The organism is Microbispora sp. H13382 (assembly GCF_014161445.1).
GTDB lineage: Bacteria > Actinomycetota > Actinomycetes > Streptosporangiales > Streptosporangiaceae > Microbispora.
Map to the genome: position 1 here is coordinate 121,846 of NZ_JABBXA010000004.1, position 25,881 is coordinate 147,726.

General features: G+C 70.3%; 17 protein-coding genes. 10 read left to right on the forward strand and 7 right to left on the reverse strand.

Annotated elements, in window-relative coordinates; genetic code table 11:
• Positions 1-13: 13 nt before the first annotated feature.
• The 5 genes from HHX41_RS10365 (at position 14) to HHX41_RS10385 (ending at position 4,858) form a co-directional block, all read left to right on the forward strand.
• The gene (locus tag HHX41_RS10365; RefSeq protein ID WP_259400859.1) at positions 14-445 is read left to right on the forward strand and encodes a hypothetical protein; all 432 of its coding nucleotides are present in this window, start codon (positions 14-16) and stop codon (positions 443-445) included.
• Positions 446-488: 43 nt separating this feature from the next.
• On the forward strand, positions 489-1,934 hold the full coding sequence (locus tag HHX41_RS10370) for a cation acetate symporter (RefSeq protein ID WP_182905997.1): 1,446 nt from the start codon (positions 489-491) through the stop codon (positions 1,932-1,934).
• A gap of 180 nt (positions 1,935-2,114) precedes the next feature.
• Positions 2,115-2,459 (forward strand): DUF485 domain-containing protein, encoded by a 345-nt coding sequence (locus HHX41_RS10375; protein ID WP_169980583.1) that lies wholly within the window; start codon positions 2,115-2,117, stop codon positions 2,457-2,459.
• Positions 2,456-4,066: a cation acetate symporter gene (locus HHX41_RS10380; protein ID WP_169980585.1), complete on the forward strand. Its 1,611-nt coding sequence runs from the start codon at positions 2,456-2,458 to the stop codon at positions 4,064-4,066. Before HHX41_RS10375 ends, HHX41_RS10380 begins: the two co-directional genes overlap by 4 nt.
• A gap of 186 nt (positions 4,067-4,252) precedes the next feature.
• Entirely contained in the window at positions 4,253-4,858 is a 606-nt protein-coding gene (locus HHX41_RS10385) for a helix-turn-helix domain-containing protein (RefSeq protein WP_310741915.1), read from the forward strand.
• Positions 4,859-4,883: 25 nt separating this feature from the next.
• Here HHX41_RS10385 and HHX41_RS10390 read toward each other — a convergent pair whose 3' ends face one another.
• The 5 genes from HHX41_RS10390 to HHX41_RS10410 all read right to left on the reverse strand — a co-directional run bounded on the left by HHX41_RS10390 (position 4,884) and on the right by HHX41_RS10410 (position 10,896).
• Entirely contained in the window at positions 4,884-6,431 is a 1,548-nt protein-coding gene (locus HHX41_RS10390; RefSeq protein ID WP_182905774.1) for a wax ester/triacylglycerol synthase family O-acyltransferase, read from the reverse strand.
• 309 nt (positions 6,432-6,740) lie between these two features.
• Positions 6,741-8,426, reverse strand: coding sequence for a DNA polymerase/3'-5' exonuclease PolX (polX, locus tag HHX41_RS10395; RefSeq protein WP_182905775.1), 1,686 nt, complete (start codon positions 8,424-8,426; stop codon positions 6,741-6,743).
• 5 nt (positions 8,427-8,431) lie between these two features.
• Positions 8,432-9,367, reverse strand: a complete 936-nt coding sequence (locus HHX41_RS10400) for an alpha/beta hydrolase family protein (RefSeq protein WP_182905776.1) — start codon at positions 9,365-9,367, stop codon at positions 8,432-8,434.
• Between the two features lie 22 nt (positions 9,368-9,389).
• Positions 9,390-9,938, reverse strand: a complete 549-nt coding sequence (locus tag HHX41_RS10405) for a GNAT family N-acetyltransferase (protein ID WP_182905777.1) — start codon at positions 9,936-9,938, stop codon at positions 9,390-9,392.
• A 55-nt stretch (positions 9,939-9,993) separates the two neighbouring features.
• A complete protein-coding gene (locus tag HHX41_RS10410; RefSeq protein ID WP_182905778.1) occupies positions 9,994-10,896 on the reverse strand; it encodes a helix-turn-helix domain-containing protein in 903 nt (300 codons plus the stop codon).
• 421 nt (positions 10,897-11,317) lie between these two features.
• Here HHX41_RS10410 and HHX41_RS10415 point away from each other — a divergent pair, with 421 nt between their 5' ends.
• Both HHX41_RS10415 and HHX41_RS10420 read left to right on the forward strand, forming a co-directional pair.
• Complete coding sequence (locus HHX41_RS10415) at positions 11,318-20,380, forward strand: DNRLRE domain-containing protein (protein ID WP_182905779.1); 9,063 nt, start codon at positions 11,318-11,320, stop codon at positions 20,378-20,380.
• Positions 20,381-20,454: 74 nt separating this feature from the next.
• A complete protein-coding gene (locus HHX41_RS10420) occupies positions 20,455-20,904 on the forward strand; it encodes a hypothetical protein (RefSeq protein ID WP_169980599.1) in 450 nt (149 codons plus the stop codon).
• A gap of 63 nt (positions 20,905-20,967) precedes the next feature.
• Here the strand turns inward: HHX41_RS10420 and HHX41_RS10425 are convergent, their stop codons facing one another.
• On the reverse strand, positions 20,968-21,177 hold the full coding sequence (locus HHX41_RS10425; protein WP_182906011.1) for a hypothetical protein: 210 nt from the start codon (positions 21,175-21,177) through the stop codon (positions 20,968-20,970).
• Positions 21,178-21,289: 112 nt separating this feature from the next.
• On the opposite strand from HHX41_RS10425, the gene HHX41_RS10430 reads away from it, so the two are divergent.
• On the forward strand, positions 21,290-22,588 hold the full coding sequence (locus tag HHX41_RS10430) for a TIGR04013 family B12-binding domain/radical SAM domain-containing protein (protein ID WP_182905780.1): 1,299 nt from the start codon (positions 21,290-21,292) through the stop codon (positions 22,586-22,588).
• A gap of 22 nt (positions 22,589-22,610) precedes the next feature.
• Here the strand turns inward: HHX41_RS10430 and HHX41_RS10435 are convergent, their stop codons facing one another.
• The gene (locus HHX41_RS10435; RefSeq protein ID WP_182905781.1) at positions 22,611-23,585 is read right to left on the reverse strand and encodes an aldo/keto reductase; all 975 of its coding nucleotides are present in this window, start codon (positions 23,583-23,585) and stop codon (positions 22,611-22,613) included.
• 311 nt (positions 23,586-23,896) lie between these two features.
• Between HHX41_RS10435 and HHX41_RS10440 the strand changes: the two genes are divergently transcribed.
• Together HHX41_RS10440 and HHX41_RS10445 are read left to right on the forward strand one after the other, a co-directional pair.
• Positions 23,897-24,103 carry a cold-shock protein gene (locus tag HHX41_RS10440; protein WP_169950158.1) on the forward strand — a complete coding sequence of 69 codons (207 nt, stop codon included), beginning with the start codon at positions 23,897-23,899 and terminating at the stop codon, positions 24,101-24,103.
• Positions 24,104-24,436: 333 nt separating this feature from the next.
• A complete protein-coding gene (locus HHX41_RS10445; RefSeq protein ID WP_182905782.1) occupies positions 24,437-25,870 on the forward strand; it encodes a DEAD/DEAH box helicase in 1,434 nt (477 codons plus the stop codon).
• Positions 25,871-25,881: the final 11 nt, after the last annotated feature.

Sequence of the window (25,881 nt, forward strand, 5' to 3'; positions counted from 1 at the left end):
CGGAGCCCGGGCGGTGACCGGCAAGCCCCGCAGGGCGGCGGCAGGCGCGCGCGGACAGGGTGAGGGGACGGCGCCGAGCGGAAAGCCGCGCAGGGTGACGGTGACCAGCCCCCGCACGGCGGCGGCGCCCAGGCCGCGGCACCCGCTCACCCGGGAGATCGACGAGCAGACCCGCCTGGGCGAGGTCTACATGGGCTCGCTGGTGCGCACCCAGTTCCGCCTGGCGTTGTTCGTGTGCACCGTGCTGGCCTGCGTCGTGGGCGGCCTGCCGCTGCTGTTCCTGCTGGTCCCGGAGTTGCGCGAGGTCCAGCTGTTCGGGCTGCCGCTGCCGTGGGTCGTGCTCGCGGGGCTGGTCTACCCGGCGCTCGTCGCGGGCGCCTGGCTGTACGTGCGGCAGGCCGAGCGCAACGAGCGGGACTTCGCCGACCTCGTGGAGCGCCGGTGAGGACGGTACGCCGGTGAGCCAGATCGCCGCGGTCGTCCTGGTGATGCTGGCGACCGTGCTCATCGGCGCGTTCGGCATCCGGATGTCCCGCACCACGTCGGACTTCTACGTCGCCTCGCGCACGGTCTCGCCGCTGTGGAACGCCTCGGCGATCGGGGGCGAGTACCTGTCGGCGGCCTCCTTCCTCGGCGTCGCGGGGCTGATCCTCACCTTCGGCGCGGACATGCTGTGGCTTCCGGTCGGCTGGACCGGCGGCTATCTCGTGCTGCTCGTGCTGGTGTCGGCGCCGCTGCGGCGGTCGGGGGCCTACACCCTGCCCGACTTCGCCGAGGCGCGGCTGGAGTCGATGACGGTGCGGCGGCTGTCGAGCGTCCTCGTCGTGCTGATCGGCTGGCTGTATCTCATGCCGCAGTTCCAGAGCGCCGGGCTGGTCTTCGGTACCATCACCGGGGCGCCGCCGTGGGTGGGCAGCCTGCTGGTGGCGGTGGTGGTGGCGACCAACGTGCTGTCGGGCGGCATGCGGTCGATCACCTTCGTCCAGGCGTTCCAGTACTGGCTGAAGCTGACCGCGCTGGCGGTGCCGCTGGCGTTCATGCTCGTGGCCTGGTGGTCCGACGGAACGCCGGGGCTCGCCCCGGGGGACGAGTGGGCGCTGCCGCTGCACGGCCGCGAGCACCCGGTCTACGAGACGTACTCGCTGATCCTCGCGACGTTCCTCGGGACGATGGGGCTGCCGCACGTGCTCGTCCGCTTCTACACCAACCCCGACGGCCGGGCCGCCCGCCGCACCACGCTCCTCGTGCTGACGCTGCTCGGCGCCTTCTACCTGATGCCCGCCGTGTACGGCTACCTCGGCCACGTCTACGGCATGCCGGAGAGCGACACCGTGGTCATCGCGCTGCCCGGCCGGCTGGTCGGCGGGCCGGTGGGCGAGTTCCTGACCGCGCTGGTGACCGCGGGGGCGTTCGCGGCGTTCCTGTCGACGTCGTCGGGGCTGACGGTGTCGGTCGCCGGGGTGATCGCGCAGGACATCCTGCGCGGCGGGGTGCGCGCGTTCCGCGTCGCGACCGTGCTCGCGGTGCTCGTGCCGCTCGCGCTGGCCGGCGCGGCCCGCTCGCTGCCGGTGGCGACCGTGGTGGGGCTGGCGTTCGCCGTGGCCGCCTCGTCGTTCTGCCCGCTGCTCGTGCTCGGCATCTGGTGGCGCAGGCTGACGACGGCGGGTGCGATGGCGGGGTTGCTGGCCGGCGGAGGGCTGGCCTGCGCGGCGGTCGTGGTCACCATCACCGGCGGCCCGCACACCGGCTGGGCGGGGTCGCTGCTGGCCCAGCCGGCGGCCTGGACGGTACCCGTGTCGTTCACGGTCATGGTGGTGGTGTCGCTGCTGACGCCGTCGCGGGTGCCGCGCGGCGTCGCGCGCACCATGGTCCGCCTGCACACGCCGGAGACGCTGAACGTCGACCGCGGTGACTGGCACCCGCGGTACATGTAGTTCGTCCGGCGGCGGCCGCCGGACCACTCGGCGCGTGCAAACGACCATTCGTCGCACGGATGCGCCATGTGAACGAGCGGGCGGTACGGCTGGGCGACGCGGCGGGCGTCGGGACTCGTCGGGGGACGCGTCGCGCTCCTACGTTGAAGTGATTCAGATCACTTTGCCGGAGGAGATCTTGTGACCGTCCAGCACGATCCATCGGTTTATGAGCGTATACAGGCGGGTGAGCAGTTCCAGGAGCTGCGCCGTCGCTACCGTTCCTGGGCCTTCCCCATGACCGTCGCCTTCCTGGCGTGGTATCTGCTCTATGTGGTGCTCTCCGGGTTCGCCCGGGACTTCATGGGCGCCAAGTTGTTCGGCAACATCAACGTCGCCCTCGTCTTCGGCGTGCTGCAGTTCGTCTCGACGTTCCTGATCGCCTGGGCGTACTCGCGGCACGCGGCGGCCAAGCTCGACCCGATCGCCGACGAGCTGCGCGGCGAGGCCGAGAGCCGCGACGAGATCGGGGAGGGCGCCAAGTGAGTCACGAGACGCTGTCCACGATCCTCTTCGTGGTCTTCGTTGCCGGTACGCTCGCCATCACGTTCTGGGCCAGCCGCAACACCAAGAGCGCGTCCGACTTCTACGCCGGCGGCCGATCGTTCAGCGGCCTGCAGAACGGCCTGGCGATCGGCGGCGACTACATGTCGGCCGCGTCGTTCCTCGGCATCGCCGGCATCATCGCGCTGTCGGGCTACGACGGCTTCCTCTACTCGATCGGCTTCCTCGTCGCCTGGCTGGTGGCGCTGCTGCTGGTCGCCGAGCTCATGCGCAACTCCGGCAAGTACACGATGGCCGACGTGCTGGCGTTCCGGATGTCGCCGCGCCCGGTCCGTACGGCGGCCGGCGTGTCCACGATCGTCGTGAGCATCTTCTACCTGCTCGCGCAGATGGTCGGCGCGGGCGCGCTCGTCGGCCTGCTGCTCGGCGTCCACTCCGAGGCCGGCAAGATCTGGACGATCATCGCGGTCGGCCTGCTGATGATCATCTATGTCGTGTTCGGCGGCATGAAGGGCACCACCTGGGTGCAGATCGTCAAGGCCGTCATGCTGATGGTGGGCGCGGCGCTGATCACCCTGCTCGTGCTCGGCAAGTTCGGCTTCAACCTGTCCGGGCTGCTCGGCGACGCCGCGAGCGCGAGCGGCAAGGGCGAGGCGTTCCTCAAGCCCGGTCTCAAGTACGGCACCGACGCCCAGGGCGTCTGGGGCAAGATCGACCTCATCAGCCTCGGCCTGGCCCTGGTGCTCGGCACCGCCGGCCTGCCGCACGTCCTCATCCGCTTCTACACGGTGCCGACCGCCAGGGACGCCCGCAAGTCGGTCATGTGGGGCATCGGCATCATCGGCGTGTTCTACCTGCTGACGCTGGTGCTCGGCTTCGGCGCCGCGGCCGTGGTGGGCTCGAAGACGATCGCCGAGGCCGACAAGGCCGGCAACACGGCGGCCCCGCTGCTCGCCCAGAAGGTGGGCGAGGACCTCTTCGGCGATGTGGGCGGCACGGTCCTGCTCGCGGTCATCGCGGCGGTGGCGTTCGCCACGATCCTCGCGGTCGTCGCGGGCCTGACCCTCGCGTCCTCCTCCAGCTTCGCCCACGACCTGTACGCGCACGTGTTCAAGCGGGGCGGCGCCACCGAGCGCCAGGAGGTCGTGGTCGCCCGGATCGCCGCGTTCGTGATCGGCGCGGTCGCGATCGCGCTGAGCATCTTCGCCCAGTCGCTCAACGTGGCCTTCCTCGTCTCGCTGGCCTTCGCGGTCGCCGCGTCGGGCAACCTGCCGGCGATCCTCTACAGCCTGTTCTGGAAGAGGTTCAACACGGCGGGCGCGGTCTCGGCCATCTACGGCGGCCTGGTCTCCGCCGTGGTGCTGGTGATCTTCTCGCCGGTCGTCTCCGGCGCGCCGACGTCGATGTTCCCCGACGCCGACTTCCACCTGATCCCGCTGTCGAACCCGGGCATCTTCTCGATCCCGATCGGCTTCCTGTGCGGCTACCTCGGCACGATCCTGAGCAAGGAGTACAACGCTCCGAAGTACGCGGAGATCGAGGTCCGCTCGCTGACCGGCCTCGGAGCCGAGAAGGCCACGAGCCACTGACACCGGTTCCCGGCCGTACGTCGCCGGCCTCCCGGCGGTGCCACCCACCGCCGCCGGGGCCGGCACCCCCACACGCCCGGCCGCGCGCGCTGCGCCACCCACCGCAGCGAGGCGCGGCCGGGCGTATGCGTGCCCTGTCCCTCGCGTCATGGTGTTGGGGCACCCGCTCTGGTTATGGTTCGGTCCGTGGACAGCCCTCTCCAGACGGCCAAGGCGTGGTCGCGTTCGCGCTCGCGGAGAGGGATGCGGCCGCCCGACGGCGACGCCCGCACCCGCATCCTCGACGCCGCCGAGGAACTGTTCGCGGGCGGCGGCTACGAGGCCACGCCGACCGCGCGCATCGCCGAACTGGCCGGCGTGCCCAAGGGCCTGGTCTTCCACTACTTCCCCCGCAAGATCGACGTACTGATCTCGCTGGTGGACGAGCGCACCGTGGTGGTCGAGGAGGAGGTCGAGGCGGTCCCCGGCGACGCGGCGGGCGCGCTGTCGCGGCTCGCCCGCAGGCTGCCGCTGCGGGCGTCCCCCGCGATGCGGCGCATCCTGTTCCGGGAGGCCGACACCCACCTGTCCGTACGGGAGCGGCTCGGCCGTCTCAACGCCGAGATCATCCGCCGGGCCAGGTTCGCCCTGGAGCTCGCCCTGCCGGGCGGGCGTGGGGACGCCGCACGGCTGGAGGCCGCCGCCGCGACCTTCGCCGCGGTCCTGCTCTACCAGGAGAGCATCTGCCTGCTCACCGGCCACCACATCGACCCCGACGCGGTCGCGGAGCTGATCGCCCACGCCCTGCACTGACCGGAGCAGGGCCGTCCGCCGGGGGTCAGGCGGGCACCATCTCCTGCCGCTCCTCCCGGGGCCGCACGGGCACCGCGTCCTCTTGGCGGGCCACGTCGTGCGGGGAGTCGTCGAGCAGGGCCAGGAGCTCGTCCATCGCCTCGCGCAGGTGGTCGACCACGCTCCAGACGTCCGGCAGCCGGGTGGGGCAGGCGACGACGCCGATGTCCAGCCGGCCGTCGTAGGAGGCGCAGGTGATGCTGAGCCCCCCGGTGGCGTCGGTGACCACCGACAGCGGGTGGTAGGACAGCATCCGGGCGCCGCAGAGATACAAGGGCAGGCGGGGACCGGGCACGTTCGACACGATGAGGTTCACTCCCGCCCCCGCGACGCCCGCGAGGCGGAACACCACCGGCGTTGCCAGCGCCGCGAAGGCGTTCGGCACCATCGCGCACACGTCGTCCAGCCAGGTGCGGTGGGACACGGCGAAGCGCCGCTTGGCGGCGGCCAGCGCGGCGCGTACGGCCGTCAGCCGCTCCCTGGGGCAGGCGACATCGGTGGCCAGCGGCGTGACCATCGCCGAGATGCGGTTGCCGACCCGCCCGGCGTCACGGGACGACCCGTCCGCGTCCGGCGTACGCGGCCGCAACGCCACCGGTACGGCGGCCATCAGCGGCCGGTCGGGCAGCGCGTCGTGGGCGACCAGCCAACGCCGCAGCGCCGAGGCGCACAGCGTCATCACCACGTCGTTCGGGCCCATGCCGAAGGCCCTGGCCACTCTCCTGACCTCCGCCAGCGGCACGGAGCCGAAGGCGACCTCCCGCATGCCGGAGATCGGGCCGTTGAACGGCGTGCGCGGCGCGACCAGCGGCGGCGTCTCGGGCAGCGGGCGCGAGTCGCCCGCGATCGCACGGGCGACCTGGGCGACGAGCCGGGCGTCGGGCAGCGCCGCGACCACCGGGATCGTGTCCAGGTCCGCGGCGGCACGGGCGAGCGAGCACAGTGTCTCCACCGGCTGGACGATCGACCGGGCGACCGCCCCGGCGAGCATCGTGAGGAGGCTGGGCGGCCCCGGCGGCGCCGGGGCGGGAGGGACGTCCACCTTGCGCGGCCGCGGCGACGGGTCGAGCAGCGCGGTCAGGATCTCCGAGCCCGACACGCCGTCGATCGCGCAGTGGTGCACCTTCATGTACAGGGCGCAACGGCCGCCCGCCAGGCCGTGGATGAGGTGCGCCTCCCACAGCGGCCGTCCGCGGTCGAGCCGCCGCGCGTGGACGCCCGCCACGTACGCCGCCAGTTCCCGCTCCCCGCCGGGCGCCGGAAGGGTGGCCTCGTGCACGTGGGCGTCGAGGTCCACGTCCGGGTCGTCGAGCCAGTACGGCCGGTCGAGCCCGAAGGGCACGTCGGCGAGCAGCATCCGCAGCGGCGGGGCGAGATGCAGCCGCTCCCGCAGCAGGGCGAGCAGCGCCTCCCTGGTCAGGGCGCCGGAGGGCGAGGTGGACGGGTCGAGCACGGCGACACCCGCCACATGGGCCGCGGTCGTCGCCGACTCCACGCTCAGGAACTGCGCGTCGAGTGCCGTCAACTGGCGCATCTCGTCATCCTTCCGCTCACGCCGCCCGATCCGCCGCCGGTCCGTCGCCCCGGCGCCGGTCGTCGCCCGGCTCCGGTCCGCCCGGGCGTCGTCGGCCGGCAGTCCTCGCACCCGCGGCGAGTCCCCGGCGCCCGACGATCACCCGTTCACGCACCGCGACCATCATCGCGGCGCGGAGTTACCGGCGCATTTCTCCCACGTGCCGCCCGGGGATGTTCAGGCGCGCCCGTGACCTGCGCGAGGAAATCCGGGCGCCGCGAGCGGGCAGGCCGCGCCGCGCCCCGGCCGCCGGCCGGGGCGCGTGAGGGGTCAAGCCCTGCCCAGGTGGGCCAGCAGGCGATCGAGGGGCCAGGTGTTGACCACGTCGTCCGGGGTGAGCCAGGCCCGCTGCGCGATGCCCACGCCGAACCTCTGGTGGGCCAGGTGGGGAATGGCGTGGGAGTCGCTGTCGATCGAGAACTTCACCCCGTGGTGGCGCGCGAGCCGCACGAGGTCGGAGGGCAGGTCGGCGCGGTCGGGGTAGGAGTCGATCTCCATGATCGTGCCGGTCCTGGCGGCGGCGCGGAACACCGCATCCCAGTCCGCGTCCACCGGCGGCCGCTTGCCGATCTTCCGGGTCGTGGGGTGACCGATGACGTGGACGTGCGGGTTCTCACACGCCGCGATGAAGCGGCGGGTCATCTCCTCCCGCGACTGGGTGAAGTGCGAGTGCACCGACGCGACGCAGACGTCGAAGCCGGCCAGCACCTCGGCCGGCCAGTCGACCGAGCCGTCCGGGGCGATGTTCAGCTCGCTGCCGTGCAGCAGCCGCATGTCCCGGTAGCTCTTCTGCAGCTCGGCGATGCGGGCACGCTGGGCGAGGGCCTTGTCGAGGGTCATCCGCTGCATGACCAGGTCGGGCGCGTGGTCGGTCACCGCGTAGTAGGAGTAGCCGCGCATCGCGGCGGCGGCGACCATGTCCTCCAGCGAGGCGATCCCGTCGGTCAGGTCGGTGTGCGTGTGCAGGTCGCCCCGCAGGTCGTGCAGCTCGACCAGGCGCGGCAGCTCGCCCCGCAGCGCGGCCTCCACCTCGCCGCCGTCCTCGCGCAGCGCGGGAGGCACCCACTGCATGCCGAGCGCCTGGTAGATCTCCTCCTCGGTCTCCGAGGCGATGAGGCGGTCGCCGTCGAACAGGCCGTACTCCGAGAGCTTCCAGCCTTTCTTGACCGCCATCTCCCGGATGCGGACGTTGTGCTCCTTGCTGCCGGTGAAGTAGACCATCGCCGCGCCCCACGACTCGGCGGGGACCAGCCGCAGGTCGACCTGGAGGCCGCGGTCGCTCCTGACCGAGGTCTTCCGCTCGCCCTTCGCGATGACTTCGGTGACGTACGGCTGCCGCGCGAACAGCTCCATCAGGGCGGGGTCGCCGACGGCGAGGATGTCGATGTCGCCGATCGTCTCGCTCATCCGGCGCAGCGACCCGGCGAAGGCGATCCGGTCGGCGGGCAGCGAGGCGATGACCCGCTCGGCCAGATCGGTGGCGACGCCGAGGTGGACCCGGTCGCCCGAGCGCTCCATGTGCTCGATGCCTTTGAGCAGGTTCTCCTCGGTCTTGGCGCCGAAGCCGCGCAGGCCGTTCAGACGGCCGGCCCGGATCGCGTCGGCCAGCGCGGCGGGGGAGTCGATGCCGAGCTCCTGGAACAGGAACAGCGCCTTCTTCGGGCCGAGCGAGGGAATCCGGGTCAGCATGCGCACCCCCTCGGGCACCCGGCCGCGCAGGTCGTCGAGCTGGCGGAAGCTGCCGCGCTCCAGGAACTCCTCGATCTTCTTGGCGATGGCCTCGCCCACGCCGGGGATCGACCGCAGAGTCTCCCTGGTGAGATCCTCGGGGAATCCCGCGATGGACTTGGCCGCCCTCTGGTAGCTGCGCACGCGGAAGGCGTCCCCGCCGTTCAGCGCGAAGAGCTCGGCATACTCCTGCAGCGCCGCGGCCGCCTCGTCATTGGCCCGTCCCATGCGTCTCAGGGTAGAAGAAACGGCAGCGCTCGTTCGAACGAACGCATCCAGTACGGCCAGGTGTGGGTGCCGTTTCCGTAGAAATCCGTCGTCACCTTCACCCCGGCCTTCTCCGCGGCCCTGGCGAAGTTCAGGTTCTGCCGCATGATCGCGGCCTCGGTGTGATCGGTCGTTCCGCCGCTCTGACGTCCCGGGTCCAGCGGGCCGGGCTCGCCGTCGCCGGAGGACGCGTAGAGGCGCAGGCCCTTCAGCCGCCCGGCGAGGTCGGCGGGATTGTGCTCCGGCCAGGCGCTCGGGTCGCCCCACAGGTCCTCGGTGTCCACGCCGTTGTCCGCCATGAACGACCGGTATCCGGGGACGTCGTCGCGAATGTCGAGCACCCCGGAGAACGACGCCGCGGCCTCGAACACACCGGGATGCCGGGCGGCGTAGACGAACGCGCCGTATCCGCCCATGGAGAAACCGGCCACCGCGCGGCGCGTGCCGGCGCCGTACCGCGGCTCGACCAGGCGGGGCACCTCGGTCATGTGGAACGTCTCCCAGCCGGGGCCGTCGCGCCAGTCGGCGTACCAGCCCATCGAACCGCCCTCGGGGACGATGACGACGGCGTCGAGGCGGGCGGTCAGCCGGGCCGTCTCGCCCGTCCGCAGCCAGTCCCAGGCGCCGCCGGCGCAGCAGCCGTGCAGCAGGTAAAGCACGCGCCAGCCGGTGGAACCCGGTTTCCAGCCGGCGGGCTTCAGCACCCACACGGAGCGCAGCCCGCCCGTGGCCGGGGAGTCGATCACGAGTTTGTCCGTCCGCCCGTCCACGGCCTCCTGCGAGACGACCTTGGCCAAAGCCGCGGCCGCGGAACGGACGGGCGGCGGCGCCGCGGACTCGGCGGTGCCCTGGCACCCGGTCACCATGACGACGAGCACGAGCCACGTCAGGATCTTCTTCACGGGGAGCTGCATTTCATACCGATCACCCGCCGTCAACCCCGGAGAAGGGTGCCGCGTAGGCGAAGAGCCCACGAGGCGGCGGCACCGGTCCATCGAACACCCGGACCTGGAAGAACTTCCCCCACTTCGGCTCGGGGGCCGTCACACCGTACGTCTCCGAGTGCTGGAAGCCGAACCGCGAGTAGTACGCGGGGTCGCCGAGCAGCGCGACCAGCGGCTCCCCGAGCGCCTCGGCCGCGCCGAGCACGGCGTGCACGAGCGCCGAGCCCACGCCCCGCCGCTGATGGGCGGGGTGCACGGCCAGGGGGCCGAGCCCGAGCACGGGCACGGTCCCCACGTGGGCCCTCGTGCAGACGACGTGACCCGCGATCCCGCCGTCCGGCGCCGGCGCGACGAGCGACAGCTCCGGCAGCCAGCCGGGATCGGCGCGCAGTTCGTCGAGCAACGTCACCTCGACCGGCAGCCCGCCCGCCCGGCCGGGGCCGCGGGCCGCCTCGTAGGGGGCGAAGGCGGCGGCGACCACCGCGCGGACGGCCTCGACGTCGCCGGGGTTCTCTCGTCTGATCAGCATCCGGCCAGCCTGCCGCCCCGGCTCGCCTTCCGGCAACGTACGCCGCCGGGGACCGTCACGTCATCCCGCACAGATGGCGGTGATCACGTGGTGACATCCCGTAGGCGGCGCGGAAGGCGCGGCTGAATGTCGTCGCATCGGCGAAGCCCCAGCGGGCGGCGACGGCGTTGATGGAGCGGGAACGCTGCCGGGGATCGGCGAGATCGCGGTGACATTGTTCGAGGCGGCAGCGGCGGATCCAGGCCGCCACGGTCACGCCCTGGTGCTGGAAGAGCTTGTACAGGTGCCGGACGGATATCTGGTGTGCCGCGGCGATCGTCTCAGGGGTGAGGCCCGGGTCGCCGAGTCGCTGCCGGATGAAGTCGTGGATCGACGACAGCAGGGCCTGCCGCCGCGACTCGGGTGACAGCAGGGCCGTGGCCTCGATCCGGTCGGCGTAGGCGGCCGCGATCAGGTCGAGGGTGACGGCGGCCACCGCCGGCGAATCGCGAGTTGTGAGCCCTTCGGCGTTTTCCGCCAGGTGCCTGAGATGCCCGGCCAGGACGCCGGTGATGCCGGGCCGGACGGGAAGCGGCGCGGCGGCGAGCTGCCCGACCATGTCGGACCGCAGACCGAGCGCGACTCGGGGGAACTGGACGAGCAGCGACTTGGCCGGGTCGTCGTCGGTTCCTCGCCACCCTTCGTACGGGCGGGAGGAATCGACGAGGAGGAAATGTCCGGCCTGGACCGTGACGTTCCGACCCGCCTGACTCAAGCCGCAGGCGCCCTGGAGGAGAAGATGCAGCTGGAAAACCTCCGGATCCGACTGCCGGATGAGCTTCGAAGGCCGGTTCGCCCGCAGCGTGTTGTGGCTCATCACCGAGAACTGCAACCCGCCGAGGTCGAACACCCGCGCCGACGCGTTGAAGCGCGCGGGGTGGTCTGTGGCCAGCCAGCTGTGCACATGTGCCCGTGACATGACGTCGTACCAGGAGGGAAACCGATCCCGGACAGCCAGATCTTCGGTGCTCCATTCCAGAATCTGCATTACTCGTCCCTCGGCAGGTCGTCGCTGCGGGGGAATCGCCGCTCCGCCGCCAAGCGCTCTTTCTCCTTCAAATCCGCCGATACGCTAACTTAGCAAGCTAACTTACCTTACACAAGTTGCCCGTGGGTGGACAGCGCTGCCGCGATCTCTCCTGTGCACGAATCGCCGTGCGCCGTGCAGAGAACGCGAATGACTCTCATTCCGGAGCCCGGCATGCTCACGACATGGCCACTGGCTGATCAACTCGCCGGCGGTTGGAGGGCGATTCTTCCCGCGCCTCGCCAGAGCGTTTGGAGTGTGACGAGTCATGTGGTCTTCGCGTTTCCTGGTCCGGGCGACGACGGTGCTTCAGATGGCGTTGTCACCGGGACTGATCGTGACGGGGATGTCGCCGGCGGCGGCGCACGACGATCTCCCCCTCGTTTCGGTCGCGTTGCCCACGGGTGAGGCTCCGAAGCAACTGGCGGGAACAGCGGACGGCCTGCCGCACCTGGTCGGCGGCGACGCCACGCGGGCGGGCCGGTTATCGGCCCGGGAGACGGCCGGTCGCGTCAAAGAAGGGCTGCCCGTCGAGCAGCGGCACAAGACGGCACGCGAGCCGGCCGGGGGCGGGCTCGACAAACCTCCGCCGCTGCCGCCCGAGCTGAAGGCTCCCGCTCCGAAGGCGACCGGTTCCCCGGGCGTCGTGGCCCCACCGGCGGTGAAGGAGGGGAGGGCCGTCTCCTCCGGCCGTCTCGCCGCCCTGGCCGCCGCCCGCCGCACCCGGACTCGCGCTCTCGTCCCGGGCGAGACGACCGAGAACTCCGTGACGTACGCCAACAGCGACGGGACCTTCACGACCGAGGTGAGTGCCGGCGTCGCCCGCGTCGAACGTGACGGGACCTGGGTGCCGGTCGACACGACCCTGGTCGAGCGGGACGGAGTGCTCCGGGCGAAAGCCGCCAAGGCGGATGTGTCCTTCTCCCCGGGCGGGTCGGCGAAGCCGCTGGTCAGGTTCGGCAAGAGTGAGAAGGAGACGCTCGATCTGACGTGGCCGAGGGCGCTGCCCAAGCCGGTGGTGAGGGGGAACACCGCCACTTACGTCGACGCGGCGGGTGACGGCGCGGACCTGGTCGTCACGATGCTGGTGGACGGGTTCTCCCAGGACGTGGTGCTCCGCGAGCGTCCGGAGTCGCCGGTGGAGATCACGATGGGGATCGAGTCCGACGGGCTGGCCGTCGCGCGGACCGCCGCGGGCGGCCTGGAGGTGCGGTCGGACGCGGGCAAGGTCGTTGCCGTGGCCCCGGAACCGGTCATGTACGCCGCGGGCGAGCAGGGCGCCGCGCCGAACGCCTCCGCGGCACCCTCGCCGTCCCCCTCGCCGTCCCCCGGGAAAGGCGGCGACCGGGAGGGTCCGGAGGGGAGGATCGGGAAGATAGAGACGCGCGTCGTGAAGGAGAACGGCCGGCGGACGCTGGTGCTGCGGCCCGACGCCGAATATCTGAAAGATCCCGCCACACGTTATCCCGTCCGGGTGGACCCGACCCTGACCCTCACTCCGAGCGCGGACACCTATGTCGAGGGTCAGGTGTGGCGTGACGGGTCGTATTCGGTTGGGACGGGCTATTCCTCGTCGTCCACGCTGCGGGCGGGCACGTCGAGCCATTCCAGCTCCGACGACGTGATCGACCGGGCGTTCCTGCGCTTCGACACCTCGGGGATGCCGCAGGCGGCTTCGTTGTCGGCGGCGACGCTGACGCTGTGGAACACTTCGTCCAGCGCGTGCAGCAGTGTTTCCGTGACCGCCGCGCGGGTGACGCAATCCTGGTCCTCGGGCATCAACTGGTACTCCCAGCCGGACGCGGAGTGGTACGGCGAGATCCCCGGCACGAACGGGTCGGGGTGCAGCTCGTCCAGCCCGAAGTCGATGAGCTGGGATCTGACGTACATGGCCCAGCAGTGGCTGGCGACTCCGAGCTCCAACCGCGGGGTGCGGCTGAGCGGACCGGAGGAGGGCTACACCTCGGTGCGCTCCTTCGCCTCGGCCGAGGCCAGTAGCAACAAGCCGGTCCTGGCGCTGACCTACACCCTGCCCAACACCGCGCCGGCGGTGGCGACACCGTCGGCGGCGCCGACGGTCGCCGCCGAGACGGGTGGGGTGGTGACCTCGCTGACGCCGGTGCTGTCGGCGGTGCTGACCGACGCCGACGCCGGACAGTCGCTGTCGGCGGACTTCCAGGTGCAGGTGGGCGGCACCCAGGTGTGGAGCGGCACGGCCAGCGGCATCTCCTCCGGCGGTAAGGCCACCGTGGCGGTGCCCTCGGGCAAGCTGGCCGACGGCCAGACCATCACCTATCGGGCCCGGGCGTACGACGGCGTCGAATACTCTGCCTGGTCCTCGTGGCAGACCGCCGTGGTCACGTCGATGCCGCTGACCGCGGTGACCTTCCAGCAGTTCACCCCGGTCGACAACAACCAGGTCGGTTCCCTGACGCCGTCCCTGTCGGCCTATGCCCAGGTGCCGGGGGAGGCGGCCACCTCCTACTGGTACCAGGTCTGTGCCGGGCCGAAGGATCACTGGACCTGGTGCGAGTCCTCGACCTGGGTGAAGGGGGCCTGGACCGTCCCCTCGGGCAAGCTCCAGTGGGGCAAGACCTACTGGTGGTACGCCCAGGCCGCCACCAGCGCGGCCACGGCCACCTCGTCATGGCGGAGCTTCACCGCCGTTCCCGAGCAGGCGTCGATCAACGCCCTGCTCGCGGCGGGTACGGACGGCCGGGAGTTCAACCACGTCACCGGCAACTACACGCACACCGAGACGGATCTGGCGGTCGCCGCGGTGGGGCCGCCGCTGTCGGTGAACCGTACCTACAACAGCCTGGACCCCCGCAAGGACGGAGCCTTCGGCGCCGGCTGGACCACCCGCTGGGACACGCGGCTTGAGAACGAGCCGCTGACCTCCACGGTGCTCATCACCTATCCCGACGGGCGGCAGTGGCGGTTCGCGGCCAAGGGCGACGGCACCTACGCCTCTCCGGCGGGCACGTACGCCACCCTGGCCACCCAATCCGGTGGTGGCTGGCGCCTCATGGACAAGGAATCCACGTCCTACTGGTTCGACTCCGCGGGCCGGCTGGTCAAGGTCACCGACAGCCGCGGCCGTACGCAGACCCTGCAGTACGGCACGGACGGCAAGCTGGCCAAGGTCACCGGGGCGGGCGGCCGCTCCCTGACCTTCACCTGGGGCGGCGGCCATGTGACCGGCGTGGCCAGTGACCCGGTGGGCGGTTCGCCGATCACCTGGACCTACGCCTACGACGGCGATTATCTGGTCAGGGTCTGCCCGCCGGCCTCCGGCGGCGAGTGCGTCCGCTACGAGTACGGCGACGACTCGCAGTACCGCAGCGCGGTCCTGGACAGCAGGCCGGTCGGCTACTGGCGGCTCAACGAGACCGGCACCGGCATCGGCAGCGTGATCGCCAACATGATGAAGTCGGTCTCCGGGGTCGACGACGGAAGGATCGCGGGAACGACCGCCGACGCCACCGGGGGCACCCTGGCCCCGCTGACGGGATCGCCGGACACCGCCATGACCTTCAGGGGGACGGCGGGCTCGTCGTACGTGTCCCTGCCCCCGGGAGTCGTGAACGGCCTGGGCGGCGACACGACGATCGAGGCGTGGTTCAAGACCACGGGCTCGGGCACCATCCTCGGCTACCAGAACTCGGCCAAGGGCAGTCCCAGCGTCTACACTCCCGCCATCTACGTCGGCACCGACGGCAGGCTGCGCGGCCAGTTCTGGACGGGAACGGCCGCTCCGATCACCTCCGCCGCGGCGGTCAACGACGGCGACTGGCACCACGTCGCGCTGTCGGGAGCCAGGTCCACGCAGACGCTGTATCTCGACGGCCAGGAGGTCGGCTCCCTGACCAGGCAGATCGCCCATCTGGGTCAGTGGGACGCCCGCATCGGCTACGGCTTCGGCTCCTCCGGCTGGCCGGGCACGGTGAGCTCCGGCGGGCCCTTCCCCTTCGCCGGTTCCATCGACGAGGTCGCCGTCTACGGCAAGCCGCTGCGTGCGGAGCAGGTCTCCACGCACTACCGCACCCGGACGGCGCGCCGTCAGCTCATCAAGATCACGCAGCCGTCGGGCCGGGTCAGCGCGGTGAACACCTACGCCGCCGACGGCGGCCGGCTGCTGACCCACACCGACCGCAACGGCGGCCTGTGGAAGCTGTCGTCCGCCGCGCACACCAAGGACTCCACGGGCGCGTCCCTGGCCACGATCACCGTCACCGACCCGCGCAACGGCACCCTGACCTACGTCAACGACGCCTCCCGTGACGACCGCCTCGTCTCGTGGACCGACCAGCTCGCCAAGACGACCAGGTACGAGTACGACACCGGTGGTTTCGTCGCGAAGATCACCGACCGCAACGGCAACGCCCGGCAGTTCGCCAACGACGCGCGCGGGAACCTGCTGGCGAAGACCACCTGCAGGACGAGCGGCTCATGCGGCACGGAGTACTACTCCTACTTCCTCGACATCGACAACCTTTTCGACGGCCGCAACGACCAGGTCGCCGAATACCGGGACGCGCGATCCGCCGACGAGAACGACGGCACCTACCTCACCACCTTCGAGTACGACCAGTACGGCGACAGGGTCAAACAGGCGGGACCGGTCACCCCGGGCTTCCCCTCGGGGCGTTCGAGGAGCTGGACCTACACCGACGGCACCGAGCCGGCGGAAGGCGGCGGCACCACGCCGGCCGGCCTGCTCAAGAGCGCGAAGAAGCCCAACGGCGCCGAGATCAGCTACCGCTACAGGTCCAACGGCGACCTCGCCGAGACCACCGACGCGGCGGGCCTGGTCACCCGGTTCGGCTACGACGCCCTCGGCCGCAGGACCAGCCAGACGGTGGTGTCGGCGGCGGAACCGGATGGTGTGACGACCCGCTACGCCTACGACGGCATGGGCCGCGTCGTCAAGGCGACCGGTCCCGGCGTCGCCAACGAGATCACCTCGGCCACCCACACCGCCGAGGTCCGCACCGCCTACGACCCCGACGGCAACGTCCTCACCTCCACGCTGGACGACCTGACCGGGTCCGACCCCGACCGCGTCACCACCTACACCTACGACGCCTTCGGCCGGGTCACGACCATGACCGGCCCCGAGGGCGGCGTCACGAGGTACTCCTTCGACGCCACAGGCGCGCTGGTCTCCGCGACCAGCCCGGCCGGCACCCCGCTGGAGTTCGGTTACACCCCGCGCGGCGAGAAGGCCACGGTCACCCTCAAGAACTGGACAGGCAGTCCGGCTGCCCCGCAGCCCGCGGCCGACGTGGTCCTGGCCTCCTACGCCTACGACTCGGCGGGACGGCCGGCCGCGAAGACCGACGCGATGGGCCGCACCACGCGCTACACGTACTGGGACGACGACCTGCTGTCCCAGGAGATCGCCGACGACGCCCGCCTCAACGGCTTGGCCACACCCCGCGACGTGGTGCTTGCCTCCTACGAGTACGACTGGGCCGGCAACCCGCTGAAGACGGTCACGGGTGGCGGGAAGACCCGGACCGACTACACCTACGACGCGGCCGGCCTGCTCACCTCTCAGACCCTGGACCCCGATGGCCTGGCGCGCAGGACCGGCTTCGGCTACGACGCCGACGGCAACGTCATCTCCACGACGAGGACCGCCGCGGGCACCTCGCGTACCGAGAGCGTGACGGCCGAGTTCGACGCCGCCGACCGCAGGATCAAGCAGATCGTCGAGAACGGCGACACCGACCTGATCACCACCTGGAAGTACGACGAACGCGGACTGGTCACCGAGGTCACCTCGCCGCGCGGCAACGCCTCGGGCGCCGACCGGCTCGACCACACCGCCCTGAACCGCTATGACGCCGTCGGGCAGCTCGTCGAGACGAAGCAACCGCCGGTCGCCGTCGAGCGCGCGGGCGGCTCCCCGGTCACCCAGCGCCCGGTCGTCCGGTACGGCTATGACACTGCCGGTGAGCGGACCGACGTCATCGATCCGGAGAACCGGGCCAGCTCCGTCGGCTACGACCGGACGGGACAGATCAAGACGGCCACAGCGCCGCCCTACACCCCGCCGGGGGGCACCGCCGTCACCCCGGTCACCCGCTACGGTTACGACGCCGCCGGCAGGCTCACGTCGGTCACCGACCCGCGGGGCAACGTCACCACCAACACCTACGACGCCCTCGACCGGCTCGTCCGGGTGGCCCAGCCGCCGGCGACCGGCGGCGCCACTCCCGGGCACGCCGACTACACCTACACGTTGAACGGTGAACTGCTGTCGGTCACCGACCCCACCGGCGCTCGCCAGGAGGCCACGTACGACGACCTGGGCCGCCCGATCACCTCGACCGTCATCGAGCGCAAGCCCACCACAGCCGCGCTCACCTCGTACGCGACCTACGACGACGCGGGCAACCCGCTCACCGAGAAGCGGCCCGGGGGCGACACCACAACCGCCACCGTCAACCCCGCCGGGGAGACCACCGAGCTGACCGATCCCGAGGGCGACACGACGACGTTCGCCTTCGACCTGGCCGGACGCCAGACCAAGGTCACCGATCCGCTCGGCAACGCCAGCAGCATCATCTACGACCTGTCCGGACACCCAACCGCGGTCCGGGATCTGGACTCCGGCGGCGCTACCGTCCGCACCCGCTCGTTCGACTACGACCGGGACGGCAACCCCGTCGGCCGCACCGACGCCGAGGGCCACACCACCACCTACGACTTCGACGCGCTCGGCCGGATCACGCGGATGGTCGAGCCGGTCAGCGCGGACGGCTCGATCACCACCTCGTTCGGCTACGACGCGACGGGTGCGCGCACCCGGTACACCGACGGCCGGGGCAACACCTCGATCACCACCTACAACAGCCTCGGGCTGGTGGAATCGGTGATCGAGCCGTCCACCGCCCAGCATCCGAACCTCGCCGACCGCACCTGGACCACGAGGTACGACGCGGCGGGCAATCCGGTGACGCAGGTCCAGCCCGGCGGGGTCACCGTCACCAACACCTTCGACAACCTCGGGCGGCTTACCCAGCAGGCCGGCAGCGGCGGCGGCACCGCCCCCACCGCCCCGAAGACCTTCGGCTACGACCTCGCCGGACGCGCCGTGTCGGCAGGCGACCTCACCTTCACGCTCAACGACCGGGGCCAGTTGCTGAAGACCGCCAAGGGCGGAGTCGACCAGGCGAGCTTCGCCTACGACGCCAACGACCGCCTGGTCCAGCGCGGCGACGCGGCCGGCACCACGACCTTCACCTGGGACGGCAAGGACCGGCTGAAGACGGCGGTCGACCCGCTCACGGGTGTCACCGTCGGCTACGACTACGACAAGGCCGGCCGTCTCACCTCCTCGACCTACGGCAGCGGCGGTCCGCGGCGAACCTATGGCTACGACGCCCTCGGTCGCCTGACCAGCGACGCGCTCAGGTCCGGGGGCGGCGCGGACCTGGCGTCCATCACCTACGGCTACGACAAGGAGGACCGCCTGACCTCCAAGGTCACCTCCGGCACGGCGGGGGCGGGCGGCAACAGCTACACCTATGACTTCGCCGGCCGCCTGACCTCCTGGACCGACCCGTCCTCGGCGACGACGGCGTACGAGTGGGACGCGTCAGGAAACCGCACGCGGGCGGGGAACGACACCTTCACCTACGACGAGCGCAACCGCCTCACCTCCGGTGCAGGCGTGGACTACACCTACACCCCCCGGGGCACGCTCGCAGCGGCGACCAAGGACGGTGCGGTCAACGCCTACTCCTTCGACGCCTTCGACCGCATGGTCGGCGACGGGAACGCCGACTACACCTACGACGCCCTCGACCGAATGACCCGCCGCACCAAGGGCGGCACCACCGCCGCGTACGTCTACGCCGACACGAGCAACGACCTGGTCGCGGTCATGGACGCCGCCGGAGCGGCTCAGGAGACCTACAGCCGGGGTGCCTTCGGCGACGTCCTGTCCGCCAAGATCGGCGCCAACGCGGGGCAGTTCCAGATGGCCGACAGACACGGGGACGTCGTCGCGGCCTTCACCGCCGGTGCCACAAGCCTCGCCGGCTCCACCGCCTACAACCCGTTCGGCCAGGCCGTCACCAGTACGGGCACCCGGTCCCAGCTCGGCTTCCAGGGCGAGTGGACCGACGGCGACACCGGTCAGGTCAACATGCACGCCCGCTGGTACCAGCCCGGCACCGGCACCTTCACCAGCCGCGACACCATGACCCTCGATCCCGATCCGGCGGCACGGGCCAACCGCTACAGCTATGGGATGGCCTCACCGCTGGTCATGATCGATCCGTCTGGGCACGCGCCCAAGGTCGACGTCGACGCGGACGGCGTCTGCCACGGCACCGTGGGCCAGTGCGACGCCTACTTCAACCCGCCCACCCCTGTCGTGAACCTCGGCCCCGGTGGCTTCGGAATCGACGAGAGCGGTACATGCCATGGCGACTTGAACGCCTGCACCAAGTACTTCGAGCACAACTACTGGGAGAATCTCGCCGCATCGGCGCCTCCGCCGGACCCGCGTTTCTACTTCTCGGATGAGCGCGCCAAGGAGCTGGGCGTGATGAACAACGGCCGCCCCATCGAAGAGGGGGTGCCGTACTGGAAGATGAGCGAAGAAGCCCGCAATCTCTATCTGCAGAACTACAACCCCATGATGACCAAGCAAGAGAATCAGGATCTTGCCGTCTGGGCGATGATGCAAACCAAGGACATCAAGGGGTTGGACCACATCATCGGCATGCTGCCGAGCGGTGGAAACGGTGTGACGGGAAAGCAGCTGTACTCCGCGTACCAGCAGGGGCAGAATTTTTCCAAAGCACTCGACGACTGTCATGAGCACCTCAGTTCGAAGAAGTGCAAGCAACTGATCGCGCAGGAGTGGCTGAATCTTCGGGAATGGCTGTGCGAAGACACGACCGTGAAACCTTGTAAACCAAGCAGTGTCGCCAGGGCGTCGAGTGTCTGGGGTTTGCCGTTGAAGCTCGCCATGTTCCTCGCCAACACGAACCCGAACTTGAGTTACGACAAGTTCATGCTGGCGGTGGAGAGGTGGGCGGTAAGCGAAGGCGGGCACTGTAACACGAACCCGACGACAGGACAAAAGGTCTGCAGTGGGCTGCAGAGTGGCGTGCACTTCGGGCGCGGCGGGACGACCGTGGGGAACATCCTGCTGATCGACAACGCGACGCCTACCAAGATCCTACTGGATCATGAGGCGGAGCATATGAGGCAGTGGCAGTTCTACTACAAGCAAACGCATTTCTGGCCGACGTTCCTCGTCTACTACATCCGCAACACCGATCCCCTCGACCCCTGCGTCAATATTTATGAGCGGGAGGCGGACCAGAAGGGTAATACTTACAAGTGCTGAGGAAGCTCTCCATAGCTGTCGCTAGGGCCTCTCACCGCCCGCGTTCGTACGGCCGGCGCACCTTGTCAGCCTGTTTGCTGCTGCTGACGGTGGCGGCGTGCCGCCCGCCCCTCGCGGACGACTTGCCGCGGCCCGTCGGAGTCGGTCGTACGGACGACGGACGGCTCAGGTTCGTGGTGCCGCTGTGCCCGGGGGAGTCCCTGTCTTCCTTCCTGGTTCAGGACCAACAGTCGCCACGCCTGCTGTGGAAGGTCTCGCAACCGACTGGGACAGAGGAACGGGCCGGGGTCATCGTGCTGGGGGACGCGCGTGGGTTTGAGAAGCAGGACATACCTCTGCAAGAGCCATTGCCGCCCATCCTCGATGTCACAGCACGTCTTACTGACGATTTTCCGATCGCCAACGCATTCCAGCTCACGGACATACCGGAAGACTTCGCCGGTACAGACCAAGTTCTGGGCCTGTCCGGGAGGAAGAGCTCGGAGGAGGATTTCCGGAGCAAGACCGAGGATGATTACTGCTAGACGCCGAAAGGCGGTCCCGGACGCGGGCCGCCTTACGGCGTTAGGTGATCACTTCATCGCATCTCAGGTCGACCCGGGCCTCACGCCTGGCGGGGCGCTGACCGGCATGGTGCGCAGGCGGGGGCCGAAGGGGAGGGTCGCGCCGGTGTGGAGGACGATGCCGGCAACGAGGTCGTCGTCCAGACGGTCGGCGAGATGACGCAGACCGCGGTGCTGAGGTTGCGCGACCAGGCAGGGATGCCGCACCAGGGTGCGGGCCGATTGGTTCACCATCGCTGCTGGTCTGGTCGCAAGTGACCTGGTGAACTGGTCGCGGCCGTGTTGCGATCCGCTCGCTGGTCTCCGGCGGTGCGGGGGAGGCGGGCGGTGGCACTACCCTGCCAGGGTGAGTGTGGATGTGTCCGTGGTTGTCCGCTATCGCAAGGCCGTGACGTACGGCGTGAACGCGCTGCTCGGTGCGCTGGAAACCGCGAAGGCGGAGTGCGATCTGTGGCTCGGGACCACCCCCGAGGAGACCGCGGCGCACATCGCGGGCAGTTCCGCGGAGCGGGTCCTGGTCCTCTGGTCGTTCTACTCGCCGGACGCCGAGGCGATGGCCGCCGAGCTGGCCGCCGTGCGCGCCCTCGCCGACGACCCCAGGGTCCTGCACATCGCCGGCGGAGTGCACGCCACCGCCGAGCCGCAGCAGGTCCTCGACGCCGGCTGGGATCTCGCCGCGATCGGCGAGGGCGAGCCGACGATCGTCGCGCTGGTCGAGGCGCTGCGCGCGGACCGGCCGCTCACCACCGTGCCCGGGCTGGCGGTGCGCGACGCCGACGGCGTCGCGCTGCGCACGCCGCCGGCCCCGCAACTGCCGCTGGACGCCTTCCCGTCCTTCCCCGACCGGCGCCGCCACTTCGGGCCGATCGAGATCACGCGGGGCTGCGCCTACACGTGCCGCTTCTGCCAGACGCCCTTCATGTTCGGCGGCAGGTTCCGGCATCGCGGCGTGGACAGCGTGCGCGAGCACGTCCGCCGGATGGCCGCCCACGGTCTGCGCGACGTCCGCTTCATCACTCCCACCTCCCTCTCGTACGGCACGCAGGGGCCGGAGCCGGCGCTGGACGCCGTGGAGGAACTGCTGGCGGGCGTGAAGGAGGAGCTGCCCGCGAACGGGCGGGTGTTCTTCGGCAGCTTCCCCTCCGAGATCCGCCCCGAGCACGTGACGCCCGAGGCGATGCGGCTGCTCAAGCGCTACGTGGCCAACGACAACATCATCATCGGGGCGCAGTCGGGCTCCGACCGCGTGCTGGCCGCGGCCGGGCGCGGCCACGGCAGCGAGCCGGTGCGCGACGCCGTGCGCATCGCCGTGGAGCACGGCTTCCGCCCGAACGTCGACTTCATCTTCGGGCTGCCCGGCGAGACGCCGGAGGACCAGGACGCGTCCCTGCGGCTCGCCGCCGACCTCGCCGATCTCGGGGCGCGCATCCACACCCACACGTTCATGCCGCTGCCCGGCACGCCGTGGCGGGACGCCGAGCCCGCGTTCATCCCGCTGGACACGATGCGTGAGCTGGACCGGCTCGCCCAGCGCGGCGACGCCTACGGGCACTGGCGCAAGCAGGCCGAGCACGCGGCGCGGCTGGCCGAGACGGCCAAGGCCTACCCGCGCCGTGCCCGGCGCCGCCGTACCACCGACGGCTGACGTCCCCGCCCGCGTCGTCTGTCTAGAACTGCTGCGGGCGGGCCTGGTACGGCTCTTGGAGGAGGGCGATCTCCTCGTCGGTGAGCTTCAGGCCGACCGCGGCGAGCGCGTCGTCCACGTGGTGCCCCTTGGTCGCGCCGACGATGGGGGCGGTCACTCCCGGGCGGCCGAGCAGCCACGCGAGGGAGAGGGTCGCGGGGGAGACACCGCGCTCGGCGGCGGTCCGCGCCACCCGATCGAGGATCGCCTCGTCGGCGGGCCCGCCGTACAGCTGCTCCTGCCTGGCGCCGTCGCCGACCTGCCGCGTCGTGTCGGCCGGCTTGCCCGCGCGGGCGAGCAGGCCGCGTGCGAGCGGGCTCCACGGGATCAGCCCCACACCCTGGTCGAGGCACAGCGGGATCATCTCCCGCTCCTCCTCGCGGTGCAGCAGGTTGTAATGATCTTGCATGCTGACGAAGCGGGTCCAGCCGTTCTTGTCCGCGACGTGCTGGGCCTTGGCGAACTGCCACGCCCACATGCTGGAGGCGCCGATGTAGCGGGCCTTGCCGGCCCGGACGACGTCGTGGAGGGCCTCCATCGTCTCCTCGATCGGCGTCTCGTCGTCCCACCGGTGGATCTGGTACAGGTCCACGTAGTCGGTGCCGAGGCGGGCGAGGGAAGCGTCGATGGCCGACATGACGTGCTTGCGGGACAGGCCGTAGTCGTTCCTGCCCTCGCCCATGGGGAAGTAGACCTTGGTGGCGAGCACGTAGTCGTCGCGCCGGGGGAAGATCTTGCGCAGCAGCCGTCCGGTGACCTCCTCGCTGACGCCCGCCGAGTAGACGTCGGCGGTGTCGAAGAAGGTCACCCCGCCCTCGGCCGCCTTGCGCACGATGGGCTCGGCCTGCTCCTCGTCCAGGACCCAGCCGCCCCACTTGGCCGGCTCGCCGTAGCTCATCATGCCCAGGCAGATCCTGCTGACCTGCAGACCGGTGGTGCCAAGTCGTCGATACTCCATGCCAGCACCCTATTTCCCCCATCATCTGGCCGGGCGGGGTCTTGACAACCTCTGGCACAGCCCACGTGATCGGTGGCGTTCGAAGGGCGTGCAAATGTGCCGACGGCTGCGGGGCATGTGCGGCACGGCCGTACGTGTGCTAGGTTGGTGGCAGTTGCAGTTGTGGTACCCATAAAACTTGTGTGCACCTGACGGTATGTAACCTCAGGTGCATTTTTGTTTTCCGGTCTTCTCCGGGTGTGGGCCTATCGCGGCGACGCGGAATCTGCCCGATGCGGATTTCGGCTTTACACCTATCAAAGGAGATCAACATGGCTTCTGGCACCGTGAAGTGGTTCAACGCGGAAAAGGGCTTCGGCTTCATCGAGCAGGACGGCGGCGGCGCCGACGTCTTCGCGCACTACTCCAACATCGTCTCCAACGGCGGCTACCGCGAGCTGCGCGAGGGCCAGAAGGTGGCCTTCGATGTCACCCAGGGCCAGAAGGGCCCGCAGGCCGAGAACATCGTCGCCGCCTGACGCTGACGCACCACGCAACTGGGGCCCGCACCGTAGGGTGTGGGCCCCAGTGCGTTGCTCTTGTGGTACCCAATGCGCCGTGACGGCCTCACAAGCATGTCTGTTCTTCCGCGGCACACCGGATGGACCACTAATGGCTCCGGTTCGGGCATAAGTCCGCTCCAGCCCTCTGATCGGCATCGCAGCCGCCGTTCTTTTCGGCAAATGTCGATCATTTCGACAAACGAGGCCTGCTCTCCGCCGCCTCGTCTTTCTTCGGCTCGTGCTCGCCATTCTTGTGCCGCTCGTTGCGCCGGGAATCACTGACACGTGCCGCATCGAGGAAGGTTCTGCATGAACCATGCAACTCGCAAGCACGACCACTACTCCTCCACCCGTACGGGCGGCTCTGGCAACCCCGGCAGGGGTGACCGATTCGGCTCGCCGGCGCTGAGCCGTTCAGGCACCCCCAGGCGTTCCGGTGGTCCCGGGCGGCGTCCCGCCGGGCTCCAGGGGGAGTTCGCACTGCCGGTCACCGTCACCCCGGCCCTGCCGGCAGTCGCGACATTCGCTGAACTGGACATGCCGCCCGCGCTGATGAAGGTGCTCACCAGCCTGGGCATGAACGAGCCGTTCCCGATCCAGGCGGCGACGCTGCCGAACTCCCTGGCGGGCCGGGATGTCCTCGGGCGGGGGCGCACCGGGTCAGGCAAGACGCTCGCCTTCGGCCTGGCCTTGCTCGTCCGCACCTCCGGACAGCGCGCCGAGTCGCGGCGGCCGCTGGCCCTGATCCTCGTTCCCACTCGGGAACTGGCCCAGCAGGTCACCGACGCGCTCACCCCGTACGCCCGGTCACTGAAGCTGCGGCTGGCCACCGTCGTCGGCGGAATGTCGATCGGGCGGCAGGCCAGCGCTCTGCGCGGTGGCGCCGAGGTCGTCGTCGCGACCCCCGGACGGCTCAGGGATCTCATCGAGCGCGGCGACTGCCGCCTGGACCAGGTCGGCATCACCGTGCTGGACGAGGCCGACCAGATGGCCGACATGGGCTTCATGCCTCAGATCACCTACCTGCTCGACCAGGTGCGCCCCTCGGGCCAGCGGATGCTGTTCTCCGCCACTCTGGACCGCAACGTCGACCTGCTGGTCCGCCGCTACCTGACCGACCCGGTGGTCCATTCGGTTGACCCCTCGGCGGGCGCGGTCACCACGATGGAGCACCACGTGCTGCACATCCAAGGCGCCGACAAGCAGGCCACCACTTTGGAGATCGCTGCTCGCGACGGCAGGGTGATCATGTTCCTGGACACCAAGCACGCCGTGGATCGGCTCACCGAAAACCTCCTGAACAGCGGCGTACGCGCCGCCGCGCTACACGGGGGCAAATCCCAGCCCCAGCGCACCCGCACCCTCGCCCAGTTCAAGACCGGCCACGTCACGGTGCTGGTGGCGACCAACGTCGCGGCCCGCGGCATCCACGTCGACAACCTCGACCTCGTCGTCAACGTCGACCCGCCAAGCGACCCCAAGGACTACCTGCACCGCGGCGGCCGCACCGCCCGCGCCGGCGAGTCCGGCAGCGTCGTCACCCTCGTCCTGCCCAACCAGCGCCGTGCCGTGACCCGCCTGATGGCCGACGCCGGTATCGTCCCGCAGACCAGCCAAGTCTGTTCGGGCCAGGCCGAACTACGACGTATCACTGGCGCCCAGGCCCCCTCGGGGATCCCCGTGACCATCACCGCACCGGTGGCGAATCGGCGGACGGGACGGAACGGCCGACGCTTCGGGTAGCAGGCGGGCCG